The 15,328-nt window shown below is 46.0% G+C and carries 16 protein-coding genes; 1 reads left to right on the forward strand and 15 read right to left on the reverse strand.

Annotation, left to right across the window (positions count from 1 at the left end):
- Positions 1 to 20: 20 nt before the first annotated feature.
- The 5 genes from KQY15_RS12330 to KQY15_RS12350 all read right to left on the reverse strand — a co-directional run bounded on the left by KQY15_RS12330 (position 21) and on the right by KQY15_RS12350 (position 2,733).
- Positions 21 to 233, reverse strand: coding sequence for a hypothetical protein (locus tag KQY15_RS12330; protein ID WP_217669577.1), 213 nt, complete (start codon positions 231 to 233; stop codon positions 21 to 23).
- A 296-nt stretch (positions 234 to 529) separates the two neighbouring features.
- The gene (locus KQY15_RS12335) at positions 530 to 871 is read right to left on the reverse strand and encodes a hypothetical protein (RefSeq protein WP_217669579.1); all 342 of its coding nucleotides are present in this window, start codon (positions 869 to 871) and stop codon (positions 530 to 532) included.
- Between the two features lie 10 nt (positions 872 to 881).
- Entirely contained in the window at positions 882 to 2,093 is a 1,212-nt protein-coding gene (locus KQY15_RS12340; protein WP_217669581.1) for a phage/plasmid replication domain-containing protein, read from the reverse strand.
- Complete coding sequence (locus tag KQY15_RS12345; protein WP_217669582.1) at positions 2,093 to 2,314, reverse strand: hypothetical protein; 222 nt, start codon at positions 2,312 to 2,314, stop codon at positions 2,093 to 2,095. The genes KQY15_RS12340 and KQY15_RS12345 overlap by 1 nt, the downstream gene beginning before the upstream one ends.
- Complete coding sequence (locus KQY15_RS12350; protein ID WP_217669584.1) at positions 2,311 to 2,733, reverse strand: hypothetical protein; 423 nt, start codon at positions 2,731 to 2,733, stop codon at positions 2,311 to 2,313. The genes KQY15_RS12345 and KQY15_RS12350 overlap by 4 nt, the downstream gene beginning before the upstream one ends.
- A gap of 122 nt (positions 2,734 to 2,855) precedes the next feature.
- Between KQY15_RS12350 and KQY15_RS12355 the strand changes: the two genes are divergently transcribed.
- A complete protein-coding gene (locus KQY15_RS12355; protein ID WP_217669586.1) occupies positions 2,856 to 3,209 on the forward strand; it encodes a hypothetical protein in 354 nt (117 codons plus the stop codon).
- 81 nt (positions 3,210 to 3,290) lie between these two features.
- On the opposite strand, the gene KQY15_RS12360 is transcribed toward KQY15_RS12355, so the two are convergent.
- From KQY15_RS12360 to gyrA, 10 genes are all read right to left on the reverse strand, one after another.
- Positions 3,291 to 5,018, reverse strand: a complete 1,728-nt coding sequence (locus KQY15_RS12360; protein WP_217669588.1) for a potassium/proton antiporter — start codon at positions 5,016 to 5,018, stop codon at positions 3,291 to 3,293.
- 26 nt (positions 5,019 to 5,044) lie between these two features.
- Positions 5,045 to 5,755 carry an orotidine-5'-phosphate decarboxylase gene (pyrF, locus tag KQY15_RS12365; protein ID WP_217669590.1) on the reverse strand — a complete coding sequence of 237 codons (711 nt, stop codon included), beginning with the start codon at positions 5,753 to 5,755 and terminating at the stop codon, positions 5,045 to 5,047.
- A 27-nt stretch (positions 5,756 to 5,782) separates the two neighbouring features.
- A complete protein-coding gene (locus tag KQY15_RS12370; RefSeq protein WP_254795681.1) occupies positions 5,783 to 6,859 on the reverse strand; it encodes an N-acetylglucosaminyl transferase in 1,077 nt (358 codons plus the stop codon).
- Positions 6,860 to 6,917: 58 nt separating this feature from the next.
- A complete protein-coding gene (locus KQY15_RS12375; RefSeq protein WP_217669594.1) occupies positions 6,918 to 7,160 on the reverse strand; it encodes a LapA family protein in 243 nt (80 codons plus the stop codon).
- A gap of 37 nt (positions 7,161 to 7,197) precedes the next feature.
- Entirely contained in the window at positions 7,198 to 7,482 is a 285-nt protein-coding gene (gene ihfB / locus KQY15_RS12380; RefSeq protein WP_217669596.1) for an integration host factor subunit beta, read from the reverse strand.
- Positions 7,483 to 7,544: 62 nt separating this feature from the next.
- A complete protein-coding gene (gene rpsA, locus KQY15_RS12385; protein ID WP_217669598.1) occupies positions 7,545 to 9,224 on the reverse strand; it encodes a 30S ribosomal protein S1 in 1,680 nt (559 codons plus the stop codon).
- Between the two features lie 107 nt (positions 9,225 to 9,331).
- Positions 9,332 to 10,024 carry a (d)CMP kinase gene (gene cmk, locus KQY15_RS12390; RefSeq protein ID WP_217669599.1) on the reverse strand — a complete coding sequence of 231 codons (693 nt, stop codon included), beginning with the start codon at positions 10,022 to 10,024 and terminating at the stop codon, positions 9,332 to 9,334.
- A 149-nt stretch (positions 10,025 to 10,173) separates the two neighbouring features.
- Positions 10,174 to 11,454: a 3-phosphoshikimate 1-carboxyvinyltransferase gene (gene aroA, locus KQY15_RS12395; protein ID WP_217669601.1), complete on the reverse strand. Its 1,281-nt coding sequence runs from the start codon at positions 11,452 to 11,454 to the stop codon at positions 10,174 to 10,176.
- Positions 11,451 to 12,548, reverse strand: a complete 1,098-nt coding sequence (gene serC, locus KQY15_RS12400; RefSeq protein ID WP_217669603.1) for a 3-phosphoserine/phosphohydroxythreonine transaminase — start codon at positions 12,546 to 12,548, stop codon at positions 11,451 to 11,453. The genes aroA and serC overlap by 4 nt, the downstream gene beginning before the upstream one ends.
- A gap of 101 nt (positions 12,549 to 12,649) precedes the next feature.
- Positions 12,650 to 15,304 (reverse strand): DNA topoisomerase (ATP-hydrolyzing) subunit A, encoded by a 2,655-nt coding sequence (gene gyrA, locus KQY15_RS12405; RefSeq protein ID WP_217669605.1) that lies wholly within the window; start codon positions 15,302 to 15,304, stop codon positions 12,650 to 12,652.
- Between the last annotated feature and the right edge of the window lie 24 nt (positions 15,305 to 15,328).

Consider the following 15,328-nt stretch of genomic DNA (forward strand, 5'->3'; position numbering starts at 1 on the left):
CACATCGTCGGCCGTAAACATTAACTGAACAACATGCCTTTGGCCCATTTCCAGACGATGGCACCGAAGCCAGCAGCCAGGAAAGCGGCACCGATAACAGCGGCAGCGGCTAGAAAATCGGTTTGAAACGCAGTTGCTTCAGCAGATACATCAATAGCGGCCATAGCAGATGGAGCGATAACAGAAGCCAAAACAATTGGCAGTAAAACAGCTAACTTTTTTGCAAATTTCATAGGTTTATTCCTATTAACGATGATTGAAAACCAGTTTAACGAGTTTTTTAATACCCCAAACTGACAGTAAAACGGCAACAAGTGCCGGTACCATTTGGACAAACTCAGCGTAAGTTAAAGGCAAAGCGCTAGCAGTTTGAACCCAAATAAGGGGTTCAGGACATACACCGTTAACGGGTGTAGCGGGGCAGACCTGAACGAATCTCATTGAAAATATCTCCGTTTAAAAAGAATGACCGACCAGCTTAAGGCAGTGGCCAAAATAGCGAAGCTGGTCAGCCACAAAGCGAACATGGTTAACCGGCCTTTTTAGCTTGTTGCGGAAATTCAACAGACAAGCATTCGAATTGCATGCCAGCCTTGGTTAGCTTGGTTCGACAGTTAAGTACCAGTTCCTGGAGGAAAACGTTACTTTTGCGCAATTCATCGGCTAACTTGTGGTTGGGATTGCCGGTAGCTTCGTCAATTAGCTTAATTTTGAGCGTTGGCGAGCCGTAGCTAAAGCCATTGGTTCGTTGATCGTTGTTCGGGTATGCCTGAACGCCGGTAACGCTGGCGTAAGGCGTTTGCGATTTATCAGCTTGCTCCATGAAGCCAGCTGAAATTTCGGTAATGATGAAGTTGATAGGTGTTAGCATTTTATTTTCCTCAGGCCGCTTGGCCGTGTATGACTACAAAGTTACGGGTTGATGGTTTGCGATACCAGTCGGGCATTTGATGCGGCCGAACAGTGATTTCGCGTTGGCGTTTTATCATTGGCAATGCAGTACGGGTTGCATCGAAAGGAATGGAAATATCCAGACCTAACTGGATTAAGCGCGACTTGTGTACGTAATACTGGCGTGGGTACTTGCCGGAATCTTCGTTATACAGTGACTGACCATTTAGCCACATGTGACAATAATTCGCGGTGGCATTAGCAGCCTGGCGAGAGTTTACGATTTTGCGCTTAAGCAGTTGGTCAGCAATGGTTATGTAATCCATAGTGGCGACCTCTAAGGTTTCGGTTAACGTGTCTAACGTGGTTAAAGTAAAGTGGTTGGCTAAATCCTCAACAGTAACGTGACCGAAAAAACAAAGCTCATAACGGGCTAATTTCTTGGCCTTGAAGCTATGTTCCTCACGGACTATTCCCGCTGCCTGGCAGTGTTCAATGAGTTTTTTGTAATACTCAACGTCTGCATCGGTAGCGTTTTTAAGGTTCTTTTTCATATGCTCTATCAGTTCATGGGCTTTGATATAGAGCTTGGAGTAATCCCAGGAGCTACCGCCAATGCTACGGCTTGTCGAATAATCGACAGTCGCGCCATTGGGATAGAGGTTTGGCTTTTTGCCATTGGGTAACGAGAAAGAGGACAGGGCGCGTAAAAAGGCGTATTCGTTGCGATACCCGACTGAATGGTTGCGGGTAATGTCAACGTGCTTAATAACGCAGCCTGAGTATGTTTTAAGGTGCTTGCGGTCTTTGGCGCCAGAGCGGTTATCGGTCTTAAAGCTGAACCGGCCAGTGGTAAATGGCGGTAAGCCAAGCTTTGCCAGGACAATGTTATAGACACGGATACATTCCTCGAATGTCTGAAAGCCGTATAGGTTTTCAACGCGACCAAAGCGACTGGGGTTGCCCTCAACGCGAACACGGTGGCCATCGCAGCTAACACGTAAAGAGGTTGAATAGCTGCTCTGGACGGTGGTTCTGGATGTTCTAACAGCGGTTGGGTCGTACTCGCCGGTATGCAGGTCAACAGAGATAAAGCCTTTGTCACCAATAAGCGGTAAACGCCTGTCTAGCCATGTTTGTTCACAGACTAAGCGGTCTATGAACCAAGGGCTGATAATGTCAGGGGTTACGCGCATGGCCATTAGAGATTATCCAGTTTATCTATGGATAAGTTAAAATCTGACAAGCTGATAATTTTGGTCGTTATTGCATGATGAACGCGCATTTTAAAAAGCTCAGCGCCAGCCATTATCAAAATTTTATATTCAGAATCATGTAAGTTTTCATCTAGATTTAAGAACTCCGATTCAATTTGAGCGCGTAATGCAGGAACATTAATAAGAGCGTGGGGACTTTTGCTCATAACTGAAAACCCTCAGCCTGGGAGCGCTTAAGGCGTCTTTCTTCGCGGATGATATGACGGACAACGGGCAGCTTTGGGTAGATTCTTGCGAAAATGCGAGCTTTTAGGGTTGGGTGCTCAGCAACAGTTGCCAGGGATACATTGGCTGGAACCTCAGGAGTAAAACCCGGTTCCTGTTGCTGAGCTAAAAATTGTACCCGGTCATCATAACAAGCCAGGTGGTTATCTATCAGTACTGTAATTGGGCATTTGTTAGAGCGTGATGTCCAGAACTGAATATTGTGATCATCGATAAAAAACATATCAACGGTTTCAGATTCACGGTAAGAAATGCCCAGTTCATCGAAACGGCAAAGAGCTTCATCGATAGTCTGAGCGTTAAACAGTACAGTTTTAATCAGGGTAAGTTCGTTGTTCATGGTTCCAGCCTTAAACAGGTTATGTCAACATTGACATAAAAAGTATGATCCTAACCTTTTAATATGTCAAGCGTGACATACCTATAGATGCTAAAATTCAGGAAAAATAAAGGGGTAGTGATATGCAAGAGAACTACAGCTACTGGCTTGTAACTAAGCTAAAAGAAAAATTAGGTTTAAAAACAGATTCAGATATAGCGGAAAAAATTGACGGACTAAACCAGGGTAATGTTGCGCACATTAAAGCAGGTAGAAGACATTTAACACCAGAACAAGCTTTGTATATCGCTCAGGAATGCAATTTAGACGTGGGAGAAGTTCTTGTAAGGCTTGATATGGAAAAAACGAAATCTGAAGCGGTACGGGTCGCATTGGGTGGAGTACTAAAGAGGATAGCCGGGGCGGTGGCGGGCATAGTTCTGATAATGGGGCTAATGACGACTCCGGCGAGTGACGACAGCTTAGCTGTCTCATAATACCTGATTTAACATAATATACATTAGCGGCTAGAGTGAACTTATGAGAAAGAGCAGATTTAGATAATGCGTTATAGCCGATTATGAGGGCTCCAGTGCTTTAATACCTACCTGGGTTATCAGGCCGTTTTCATTGAGTTCACGGACAGTCAGAACCAACTGATCAAGCCTGACCTGATCACCAATTACTACCCGGCGATGGAATCGCTCACTGATGTAGGATGATAAGCTTTGTTGTTTGTTAAGATCAGCCATATTGATGGTATAAAATGCATCAAGATCAGCCAGGCTTACTTCGCCATTTAAAACAAAGTCACCAAAGAAACTACTATTACTTAAACCTGATGTGTCTGCTTCGCTGGCAAGTACTTCACTGATTTTTTTTACATTTTTCAGCTTCGCCAATACCATTACGGTATCCCGGCTGTTAAATACCGGCTCTTTATCTGGTAACAACCATTCTCCGTCTCGGATAATTCCCAGAAACTGCACTGATACACTGAACTTTAAATCTTGCCAGCAAACGCCACGGATTGGTGACTGCTCTTCAACATTAAAAGCCAGTACTTCCATAACATCTTTACTGGGTATCGCATCAAGTGGCATTGCCTGATCGGGTTCTAACTCGCCTGGTACTTCAAGTTTCAACCACCGTGCTACCGGTACCAGAGTCCAACCCTGCAGAACTAAAGATACGATAACAACAACAAAGGCAACGTCGAAATATAAATGCTCATTTGGTACCCCGGCCAGCCAGGGAAACAACGCCAAAATAATCGGCACTGCGCCACGCAAGCCCACCCAGCTGATAAACACCTGATCTTTAATAGGAAACCGGAATGGAATTAAACTGATTAGTACGGCTAAAGGCCTGGCAATAAAAATCAAAATGCCCGCCAGAATTAATGCATCAATTAAGTGTTCCTTTAAGTTAGTGGGTACCACTAACAAGCCCAGCATCAGAAACATACTGATCTGACTTATCCAGGCCAGGCCATCGTGCATTCTCAGAATATGAATAATTTGTGGTAGCCTGGCGTTTCCTACCAGATAGCCCATCAGATACACGGCCAGAAAGCCACTGCCGCCAAAACTGTTGGTAATAGCATAAATAAAAATACTGCTGGCGACGGCCAGCAATGGGAAAAATGCAAAACTAAGTGGCAGTTTGCGGCATAAAAAAACGAACACCCGCCCTGCTCCATACCCCATAGCGCCGCCAACCACAGCCTGTTGTAAAAACGATAGCAGAACCTGCCAGTCCAGTTGTGCGTCTTGTGCCAGAACACTAACTAACGTCAACGTTAGCATAACCGCCATCGGATCATTACTGCCGGACTCAATCTCCAGAGTTGACGCTACCCGTTGTTTAATTCTAAGACGTTGAGACTGAAATATTGAAAAAACTGCTGCGGCATCAGTTGAGCTTAAAATCGCTCCTAACAGCAATCCCTCGATAATTGAAAGGTTCAGCAAATATGCGGCTGACACCCCCACTACTCCACAGGTAATAACAACACCCAATGTTGCCAGCATCGATGCCGGTGCCAGTGCCACCCGGAAACGTTCCGGGTGGGTACGCATTCCACCATCAAACAGAATAATAACCAGGGCTATTGAGCCGATTAGGAAGGCCGTTTGCGGATCGTCAAACTGAATGCCGACAATACCATCTTCACCGGCAATCATGCCTATGATAAGAAATATAAGCAGCATAGGCGCACCTAAGCGCGCAGATATCAGCGTTGCGATAATACTGATAAAGAATAATAAGCCGCCAATCAAAATAGAGAGGTTTATCGTATCCAAAAAAACCTCCTGGTATTTTTAGTAGACTAATTTCTGGCGTTAATTACTTCGTTTACAACGGATTGCAATGCCACTAACGGCGACGAAGCTTGGGTAATAGGTCGGCCAACTACCAGATAATCAACACCAGCTTTAACCGCTGCAGCCGGTGTCATTATACGCTTCTGATCATCAACACTACTGCTTGCTGGACGAATGCCGGGAGTAACTAATTGAAAATTATTACCAAATTGCTGCTTTAATGCAACTGCTTCCTGAGCAGAACAAACCACACCGTCCAAGCCACTTGCCGCAGCCAGTGCCGCCAGTTTTGTCACCTGCTGAGCCGGGCTAACATTCAGACCCAGCTCAGTTAAATCGCTCTGCTCCATACTGGTAAGGACAGTTACGGCAATGAGTTTAGGTTTATTGATACCGTAGCGCTGAATGGCTTCGTGTGCTGCTTTCATCATTTTACTACCGCCACTGGCGTGGACGTTAACCATCCAAACCCCAAGATCTGCCGCTGCCTGCACCGCTTTAGCTACCGTATTCGGAATATCATGAAACTTCAAATCCAGAAACACTTCAAAATTCCGTTGCTGCAATTGTGTGACAAATGCCGGGCCAAAATGGGTAAACATTTCCTTGCCAACTTTTAAACGGCACAAAGTGGGGTCAAGTTGCGCAACTAAATTAAGTGCTTCAGTCTGATTGGCGTAATCAAGAGCAACCACTACAGGAGTATTACAAGACATCGGTGTTCCTTTTACACAAGTAGTATACTAGCGGCCATCAATACCGGTAATGGGCTCAACCGTTTCCCATTGCTGACATGACGGACATAACCAGTATTGCTGACGGGTTTTAAAACCGCAATTGCGGCAACTATATAAGACTTTATTAGCAAGGTAAGCCAGCACCAATTCCTCAACTGATGATAAGGCCTCAGCAGCTGCAGCGGATTGATGCTGGCGCACCTGTAGTAGTTTTTGAAACAAACGAATGCTGGGTTGCTGTTGCAACTTGTCGAGCAAAAACTGTTCAGCAGCTTTGGCCGAACCGTGCTCTGCCAGCCAGTCAGCCAGTAAGCTACTGGCTGTCACATTGTGTTGCTTGTTCGCTAGCTGGCTCAGTAATTGATACCACTGATCACCGGTAAAATCGCAATGCTGTAGCAACGGCAACACTTCTGCACTCCACTGCGGTTTTTGTTTTATAATGCTTAGCAGTGGTACTTTCGCCTGTTCTCCCTGCTCAGTGGCCAGATAAAACTGTGCCAGAGCAAAACGTGGCCGAATAGCCAACGGGTTAATATCAACCAAATGTTGCAGTCGTTTGGCATCTGGTTCGTCCTGCATAGCTTCAACCGCCATATTTGCCAGCGCAATTTTCAACGAGCGTGACTGGCTGGCTCCAACCTCTGTTTCTAACGCCATTGCTTTGTGCCAGTCATGGCTTGCGGTAAAAATACTGAATAACTGTTTTAATGCGGGTTCTCGCCAGCGGGTGCTGTTAACCAGAGGTGTGGCCAGGCTTTCGGCTCTGTCATACAAGCCTGCAGAAAAATAGTCTTTTGCCAACTCGTACTGAATTTGCTGAGCCTGGGGTTTTGATAATTTGAGCTGGTGTAATTTTTCGTGGATCCGGATCGCCTTATCCCAGTCACCTTTGCGCCTGAATAAGTTAGCGAGTGCCAGATAGGTTTCGATAGTAGCAGCTTCAATATCAAGCAGTTCAAGCAACTGTTCAATTGCTTTGTCTTCCTGATCAGTTAGTAAGAAATTAAGGCCTGACGACAGGTTGCGGGTAACACTCGCGCGATCTTTTAATTCTGTATGTTTAACGCTATTCCTACCCATAAACCAACCGTATGCAGCGGCAACAGGCAGTAATAAAAATAGCAGTTCCAACATAAAGTCAGGTTTTCTCAGCGGTGGGTTTAAGCCAATATTTAGTGCGCCGGGCCATACTTAACCACGCTGCAATTAATAATCCTAATGCTACGCCGGTTATCAGAAAAATAATGGCAATATCAACTACACGAAGTTGTAGTTTTACAATAAGAAAATGGACGTCGGTTAGTTGCTGGTTAATAGCACCAAACACAAAACCTACTACCAGAAATGCAATAATCAGTATCAGATACAGTAATCTGCTCAAAAGACTCTCCGTGTACTGCAATTGACCTGATTAGGGATCAGGTATTGTCTTTTACTCTATCTCGTAATTCTTTACCTGGTTTAAAGTGCGGAACATGTTTGCCGTCCAGTTCAACTTTATCACCGGTTTTAGGATTGCGACCAATCCGGGGAGCACGATAATGCAGAGAAAAACTGCCAAAACCGCGGATTTCAATACGTTCATTAGATGAAAGTGACTGGGCCATCTGTTCCAGAATTTCTTTAACAGATGCTTCGACATCCTTGACTTGAATATGCGGGAAATCGGTTGCTAATTTTTCAATCAATTCAGACTTGGTCATAGACCCTCCTGCAAAACCCAAATGGTAAAGCAAGGGGCAGATGCCCCCTGCTTTGCTAGCAATTAATCCTGCTTCTGAGCAGCTTTAAATGCTTCGGCCATAGCGTTACCACCGAAGTCAGCTTCTTGCTGCTTGGTATTAACGGTATCCATAGCTTCTTTTTCTTCAGCTTCGAATTTCGCTTTGATTGACAGGCTGATTACGCGATTTTTGCGATCAACACCCATTAAACGAGCTTCAACTTCTTCGCCTACTTTCAGTACTGTAGAGGCATCTTCAATCCGCTCACGCGCGATATCAGAAACCCGGATGTAGCCTTCAACACCACCTTCTAACATTACAGCAGCGCCTTTAGCGTCAACGGCAGTAACTTCACCTTTAACGATAGCACCTTTTTTGTTGTCAGCAAGGTAACCATTGAACGGATCTTCATCCAGTTGTTTGATACCTAAAGAAATACGCTCGCGCTCTGGGTCAACTTGTAACACAACTGCGTGTACTTCGTCACCTTTCTTGAACTCACGAACCGCTTCTTCACCAGTCGCGTTCCAGCTGATATCAGATAAGTGAACCAGGCCATCAATGCCGCCGTCTAAACCGATAAAGATACCAAAGTCAGTGATTGACTTGATCTTACCGCTAACACGATCATTTTTGTTGAAGCCTTTAGCAAACTCTTCCCACGGGTTAGCTTTACACTGTTTCAGGCCTAAAGAAATACGACGACGTTCTTCGTCAATTTCCAGAACCATAACTTCAACAGTGTCACCTAAGTTAACCACTTTAGATGGGTGAATGTTTTTGTTAGTCCAGTCCATTTCTGAAACGTGAACCAGGCCTTCAACGCCTTCTTCGATTTCAACGAAGCAGCCGTAGTCAGTTAAGTTAGTTACGCGACCAGTAATGCGGGCGCCTTCAGGGTAACGTGAGGCAATAGCCGCCCATGGATCTTCACCCATTTGCTTCAAGCCTAATGATACACGTTGTTTTTCGCGGTCAAATTTCAGAACTTTTACTGGAATTTCGTCGCCAACATTAACAATTTCGCTTGGGTGCTTAACGCGCTTCCAAGCCATATCAGTGATATGCAGTAAGCCGTCTACGCCACCTAAATCAACGAATGCACCGTAGTCAGTCAGGTTCTTAACGATACCTTTAACTTCCATGCCTTCTTCTAAAGTTTCTAGCAGCTGATCACGTTCCTGGCTGCTTTCTGACTCGATAACGGCACGACGTGAAACAACCACGTTGTTGCGCTTCTGATCCAGCTTGATAACTTTGAATTCAAGTTCTTTGTTTTCCAGGTGTAAAGTGTCACGTACTGGACGCACATCTACTAATGAACCTGGCAGGAAGGCACGAATACCGTCGACTTCAACCGTAAAACCACCTTTAACTTTACCAGTGATAACACCGATAACTGTTTCTTTATCTTCGCAAGCTTTTTCCAGGCGAACCCAGGCCTCATGGCGCTTAGCTTTTTCACGAGATAACAAGGTCTCACCGAAACCATCTTCGATAGCATCTAACGCTACGTCAATGATGTCGCCAACGCTTACTTCGACTTCACCGTTCAGCGATTTGAATTGCTCAACAGGGATCGCAGCTTCTGATTTAAGACCGGCGTCAACCATAACAACGTCTTTCAGAACAGCAACAACGGTACCTTTAACAATGGCACCCGGGCGGGTTTCGATGGTCTTGAGGCTTTCCTCAAATAATTGTGCAAAATTTTCAGTCATAGTCACTTTTTCAGTTAAGTGCTCCACTTCGCTTCATGCGTTATGGGGTTGCTAAGTTTACCCGCAACAATCCTTGTTACCGGCTGTCCAAAATGTGGTTGTGGTGTTTAACCGGCGTTTAGCAGCGCATTGCTGTTAACATGGTTTAGTACCTCTTCCAGCACCTGTTCAATGGATTTATTGGTCGAATCCAGTATATATGCATCGGTGGCAGGCTTTAACGGCGCTGTTGCCCGGTTCATGTCACGCGCATCGCGCGCCTGGATTTCGTTCAAAAGGTCGCCGATATTAACATCCAGACCCTTTTCTTTCAACTCTAAATATCTACGGTTGGCGCGTTCTGCAGGGGCGGCTGTTAAAAATATTTTAACCTCTGCCTGTGGGAACACTACTGTGCCCATATCACGACCGTCTGCTACCAGGCCAGGTAGCTCGGCAAAGGCTCTCTGCCGACGTAATAACGCCTCCCGAACCCTTGGTAGTGAAGCAATCTTTGATGCTTCATCAGCAACTTCCTGAGTACGGATAGAATGAGATACGTTTTCTCCTTCCAATGTAACCCGGGTATTGCCCAGTTCATCTGCACTGAACTGCACGTCCAGATGGGCTGCCAAAGGTTGCAATGCCTCTTCGTCATCAGAGGCAATCTGATGATGCATAGCAGCTAATGCTAAAACCCGGTAGATAGCGCCACTGTCAAGTAATTGCCACCCTAACTTCTGAGCCAGTAAACGACTTAGGGTGCCTTTACCTGAGCCTCCCGGACCGTCTATGGTAATTACTGGTGCATGTTGTGGCATCCTACCTCCTAAAGCCCAATGATTTGCTATTTCAAATTTTTAAACCGCCATATTATACAGGTTTTTGCGACAAAAGCTGTGTTTAGTTGCGATAAAGATGCTGGATAAGGCGCAATCAGAACGACTGCGCCGATGTCAGAACAGGGGATTTACGCTTGCAGGCTCTGAAACAGAGCAAAATAGCCGGGAAATGTCTTGGCGGTGCAATCGGGATCTTCAATGGTAACCGGAGTATCACTAAGTGCGACCAACGAAAAACACATCGCCATTCTATGATCATTATAGGTGGCGATACTAGCGTGTTTTAATTGATCAGGCGGTGTTATCTTCAGGAAATCATGGCCTTCTTCCACCACTGCCCCGACCTTTCTAAGCTCGTTTGCCATCGCTGCCAAGCGGTCGGTTTCTTTCACCCGCCAATTGTAAACGTTTCTGATAACTGTTGGCCCTTTGGCAAACAATGCCGTCGTGGCAATGGTCATTGCGGCATCGGGTATGGCGTTATAATCACGATCAATGCCGATTAATTTGTTACGCGTAACCTGAATATAGTCATCTGCCCATTTAACATTGGCGCCCATGGCTTCCAGTGCGTCAGCAAAGTGAATATCACCTTGCACAGCATGCTTACCAATACCGGTTACCTTAATACTACCGCCTTTGATGGCAGCTGCCGCCAAAAAGTACGATGCGGATGATGCATCGCCTTCAACTAACCAGTTACCGGGTGAGCGATATTGCTGAGAGCCACCAATAATAAACCGCTTGTAATCTTCATTTTTAACCGTCACACCAAAGCGTTGCATCAGTGCCAGGGTAATATCAATGTAAGGTTTGGACACCAGCTCGCCGATAATTTCAATTTCACTGTCACTGTTCAGCAGTGGAGCTACCATTAATATTGCCGTTAAAAACTGGCTTGATATGCTGCCATCAATCTGAACTCTCCCACCGGTAAGAGGCTTCCCTTTAATCTGTAATGGTGGAAAGCCATCGTTTTCAAGATAACGGATATCCGCCTGAACCTGGCGCATTGCATCAACCAGGTGGCCGATAGGCCGCTCATACATGCGGGGCTCGCCGGTCAGGGTTACATCGACCTCAGATGCAGCCAGTACTGCCGTAAGCGGGCGCATAGCCGTGCCGGCATTACCAAGAAATAAGCTGACAGGCTGCGGATGGTTAAACAGACCGCCATTACCATCTACGTCACACTGAGTTCGACAAGCTGACAACTTATAACGGATTCCTAACGCTGTCAGAGCGTTGAGCATATGTTTGATATCATCGCTATCCAGCAAGTTGGTTATGTGGGTTGTTCCCTCAGCCAATGCTGCTAACAGCAATACCCGGTTAGAGATACTTTTCGAGCCGGGTAAATGCACTTCACCACTGATTTTATTGATAGGGTTTAAGGTTAATGTTTTCATCCGTTTACCCGCTCAAATTCCTGCATAAAACTAACCAGCGTTTGTACGCCTTCTATTGGCATCGCATTGTAAATACTTGCACGCATGCCACCCACCATCCGGTGTCCCTTTAATGCCAGCAAACCATGTAGCTGCGCCTGCTCAACAAAAGTGTCATTCAGCCGTTCATCGGCCAGGAAAAAAGGCACATTCATCCACGAGCGATACGCTTTGGCAACGTCGTTGCTATAAAAATCACTTTTATCAATATAATCATAAAGTAAACTAGCCTTCAGCTGGTTACGCGTAGCCATTTGTGTTACGCCGCCCTGCTGTTTAAGCCATTTAAATACCAGGCCAGCCAGGTACCAGGCAAAAGTGGGAGGTGTATTAAACATGCTGTCGTTCTCAGCGGCCAACCGGTAGTCAAGCACGGCAGGAATTGCTGAACTGGTTTGCGGCAACAAATCTTCCCTGACAATGGCCAGGGTTAATCCTGAGGGGCCAATATTCTTCTGGGCGCCGGCATAGATCACACCAAAGCGACTAACATCAATAGGACGCGATAAAATAGTGGAAGATAAATCGGCAACAATCGGAATCTCTGTTTGAGGCAGGTTGGTGAACTCAATACCATCTACTGTTTCATTCGGACAACAATGAATAAAGGCTGCATTATTGCTAAGTTGCCAGTTAGCGGGATCAACGATAGTTCTCAGGTTGTCGTCGGTTTTCTGCCGGATATCCTGCACGTTTAAATTACCGTATTTGTACCCTTCTTCTACTGCTGCTTTTGACCAGGCACCTGAGATAACGTAGTCAGCAGTATTTTTACCGTTATTTACATCGGCATTAAATAAGTTAAGCGGTACTGCAGAGAACTGGCCGCGGCCACCACCGTGCATAAACAGCACTTTATAATTAGCAGGAATATGCAGTAAATCACGTAGATCCTGCTCGGCTTCTGCTGCAACGTTAATAAAAGCTTTGCTGCGATGACTAATTTCCATCACTGAGCAACCCTGTTGCTGCCAGTTGATAAATTCCTGCTGTGCCTGCTGCATCACTGCAGCAGGTAACATGGCAGGCCCGGCACAAAAATTAAAGGTGGTCATTAAGTAGGCTCTCAAATATAACTATCGGTATAAATTTCAATTTTTAACATTAAATCGTCTGCTAAAAAAAACGAGCGCTAATGCGCCCGTCTTTGGATAGGTTATGACTGCTCAGAATCGTTGTCCTGCGCTAACTGACTGTCCTGCAGGTCGGGACCAGCAACATCGGCGCTTACGCTGGCGGCCGTTGAATGTGCATCATCAGCATCTGTTGGCAAATCCTGCTCCTGAATTTCATCAACTTTAGCTACACCTACAACTTTCTCCTGCTCCTGGGTACGGATCAGAATAACGCCCTGGGTATTACGACCAACCTCTGACACTTCCTTAACCCGGGTTCGGACCAGGGTGCCACGATTAGAGATCATCATAATTTCATCGGTTTCACTTACCTGAACCGCACCAACGACCAGACCGTTCCGCTCTGACACTTTAATTGACACAACGCCCTGCGTTGCCCGGCTCTTTGCGGGGTACTCAGTTAAGGCGGTACGTTTGCCATACCCATTTTCGGTTACAGTCAGTACCGCGCCATCACCTTTCGGTATGATCAGTGAAACCACTGAGCCGCCTTCTCGTAAACGGATACCGCGGACACCTGTTGCCGTACGGCCCATGCCACGAACCTGATCTTCAGTAAAGCGCACAACTTTACCATCATCTGAAAACAGCATAATTTCATTGCTGCCATCAGTGATATCGACACCAATCAGATGATCGCCTTCATTCAGGTTAACGGCAATAATGCCGTTTGACCGCGGCCGTGAGTAGTCAGTCAATGCGGTTTTCTTAACGGTACCATTTGCGGTCGCCATAAATACATATTTGCCTTCTTCGTATTCACGGACCGGTAAAATAGCGTTAATCCGCTCGCCCTGTTCTAATGGCAGCAAATTAACGATTGGCTTGCCGCGGGCAGTGCGGCTGGCCAGTGGCAACTGATAAACTTTCATCCAGTATAGCCGGCCACGATTCGAGAAGCATAAAATTGTATCGTGGGTACTGGCTACCAACAATTTATCGACAAAATCTTCATCTTTTACCGTGGTTGCAGCCTTGCCTTTACCACCGCGGCGCTGCGCTTCATAATCAGACAACGGCTGATACTTGGCATAACCTAAGTGAGATAAAGTTACTACCACGTCTTCTTCGGTAATTAAGTCTTCCATATTGATATCCAGCATGTTGTCCTGGATATCGGTGCGACGGGCATCGCCATACTGGGCTTTAGCGGCTTCTAACTCTTCGCAGATTACTTCCATCAAACGTTTCGGGCTACCCAGAATATGCAGCAATTCGGCAATTAACTCTAACAGCTGTTTGTATTCGTCCAGAATTTTTTCATGCTCTAAGCCGGTCAGCTTATGCAGACGTAAATCCAGGATAGCCTGGGCCTGTTGTTCAGTTAAAAAATAAAGATTGTCGCGAATACCGAAATGTTCTTCCAGCCATTCAGGGCGGGCGGCATCTTTACCGGCGCGCTCTAACATGGCGCTGACATCGCCTAACTGCCAACCACGTTCCACTAAGCCCACTTTGGCTTCTGCCGGGCTGGCTGAGGTTTTGATCAGTTCGATGATTTCATCAATGTTGGCCAGCGCAATTGCCAGACCTTCCAGAATATGGGCTCGGTCACGGGCTTTGCGTAAATCGTATACGGTACGACGGGTTACCACTTCGCGCCGATGCAGTACGAAGCATTCCAGCATTTGCTTTAAGCTTAAAAGCTTAGGCTGACCGTCATCCAGCGCCACCATGTTAATACCAAACACAGTTTGCATCTGAGTATTAGAATATAGCTGGTTCAGCATAACGTCTGAGGATTCACCACGCTTTAGTTCGATGACGATGCGCATGCCGTCTTTATCAGACTCATCGCGTAACGCTGAAATACCCTCTATGCGCTTTTCTTTAACCAGCTCAGCAATTTTTTCAATTAACCGGGCTTTGTTAACCTGATAAGGTAGTTCATTGACAATAATTGTCTCACGACCGGTTTTCTCGTCTGTTTCAATACAGGTTTTACTGCGAATATATACCTTGCCGCGACCGGTACGATACGCCTCTTCAATGCCTTTACGGCCATTGATAATAGCTGCAGTAGGGAAATCAGGCCCCGGTATAAACTGCATTAACTCATGCAGCTCGATATCCGGGTTAGCAATCAGTGCCAGACAACCGTCAATCACTTCGTTCAGATTGTGCGGCGGAATATTGGTCGCCATACCAACGGCAATACCGGATGAACCATTGATCAGTAAGTTAGGGATTTTCGTTGGTAATACTGCTGGGATTTGTTCGGTGCCATCATAGTTAGGCACAAAATCGACGGTTTCTTTGTCCAGATCTGCCAGTAGTTCATGGGCGATCCGCGCCATTCTGACTTCGGTGTAACGCATTGCGGCAGCCGAGTCGCCATCAATAGAACCAAAGTTACCCTGACCATCCACCAACATATAACGAAGCGAGAATGGCTGTGCCATCCGTACTATCGTGTCATACACCGCGCTATCACCATGCGGGTGATATTTACCGATAACGTCACCCACTACGCGGGCAGATTTTTTATAGGCTTTATTCCAGTCGTTGCCCAATTCCTTCATGGCAAACAGCACGCGACGGTGAACCGGCTTTAAGCCATCCCTTACGTCAGGTAAAGCCCGGCCAACAATTACGCTCATCGCATAATCGAGGTAGGAGTTTTTTAATTCCTCTTCAATATTAATCGGAACTATTTCTTTGGCCAGATCTGTCATATAACGCTAATTTCCCTTAAATCA

The sequence above is a fragment of the Arsukibacterium indicum genome, from assembly GCF_019100565.1.
Classification (GTDB): domain Bacteria; phylum Pseudomonadota; class Gammaproteobacteria; order Enterobacterales; family Alteromonadaceae; genus Alishewanella; species Alishewanella indicum.

Excerpts from the sequence above, each read along its gene's own strand:
- KQY15_RS12330 (WP_217669577.1), bottom strand. The coding sequence starts at position 233 with ATGAAATTTGCAAAAAAGTTAGCTGTTTTACTGCCAATTGTTTTGGCT.
- KQY15_RS12335 (WP_217669579.1), bottom strand. The coding sequence starts at position 871 with ATGCTAACACCTATCAACTTCATCATTACCGAAATTTCAGCTGGCTTC.
- KQY15_RS12340 (WP_217669581.1), bottom strand. The coding sequence starts at position 2,093 with ATGGCCATGCGCGTAACCCCTGACATTATCAGCCCTTGGTTCATAGAC.
- KQY15_RS12345 (WP_217669582.1), bottom strand. The coding sequence starts at position 2,314 with ATGAGCAAAAGTCCCCACGCTCTTATTAATGTTCCTGCATTACGCGCT.
- KQY15_RS12350 (WP_217669584.1), bottom strand. The coding sequence starts at position 2,733 with ATGAACAACGAACTTACCCTGATTAAAACTGTACTGTTTAACGCTCAG.
- KQY15_RS12355 (WP_217669586.1), top strand. The coding sequence starts at position 2,856 with ATGCAAGAGAACTACAGCTACTGGCTTGTAACTAAGCTAAAAGAAAAA.
- pyrF (WP_217669590.1), bottom strand. The coding sequence starts at position 5,755 with ATGTCTTGTAATACTCCTGTAGTGGTTGCTCTTGATTACGCCAATCAG.
- KQY15_RS12370 (WP_254795681.1), bottom strand. The coding sequence starts at position 6,859 with ATGGGTAGGAATAGCGTTAAACATACAGAATTAAAAGATCGCGCGAGT.
- ihfB (WP_217669596.1), bottom strand. The coding sequence starts at position 7,482 with ATGACCAAGTCTGAATTGATTGAAAAATTAGCAACCGATTTCCCGCAT.
- rpsA (WP_217669598.1), bottom strand. The coding sequence starts at position 9,224 with ATGACTGAAAATTTTGCACAATTATTTGAGGAAAGCCTCAAGACCATC.
- cmk (WP_217669599.1), bottom strand. The coding sequence starts at position 10,024 with ATGCCACAACATGCACCAGTAATTACCATAGACGGTCCGGGAGGCTCA.
- aroA (WP_217669601.1), bottom strand. The coding sequence starts at position 11,454 with ATGAAAACATTAACCTTAAACCCTATCAATAAAATCAGTGGTGAAGTG.
- serC (WP_217669603.1), bottom strand. The coding sequence starts at position 12,548 with ATGACCACCTTTAATTTTTGTGCCGGGCCTGCCATGTTACCTGCTGCA.
- gyrA (WP_217669605.1), bottom strand. The coding sequence starts at position 15,304 with ATGACAGATCTGGCCAAAGAAATAGTTCCGATTAATATTGAAGAGGAA.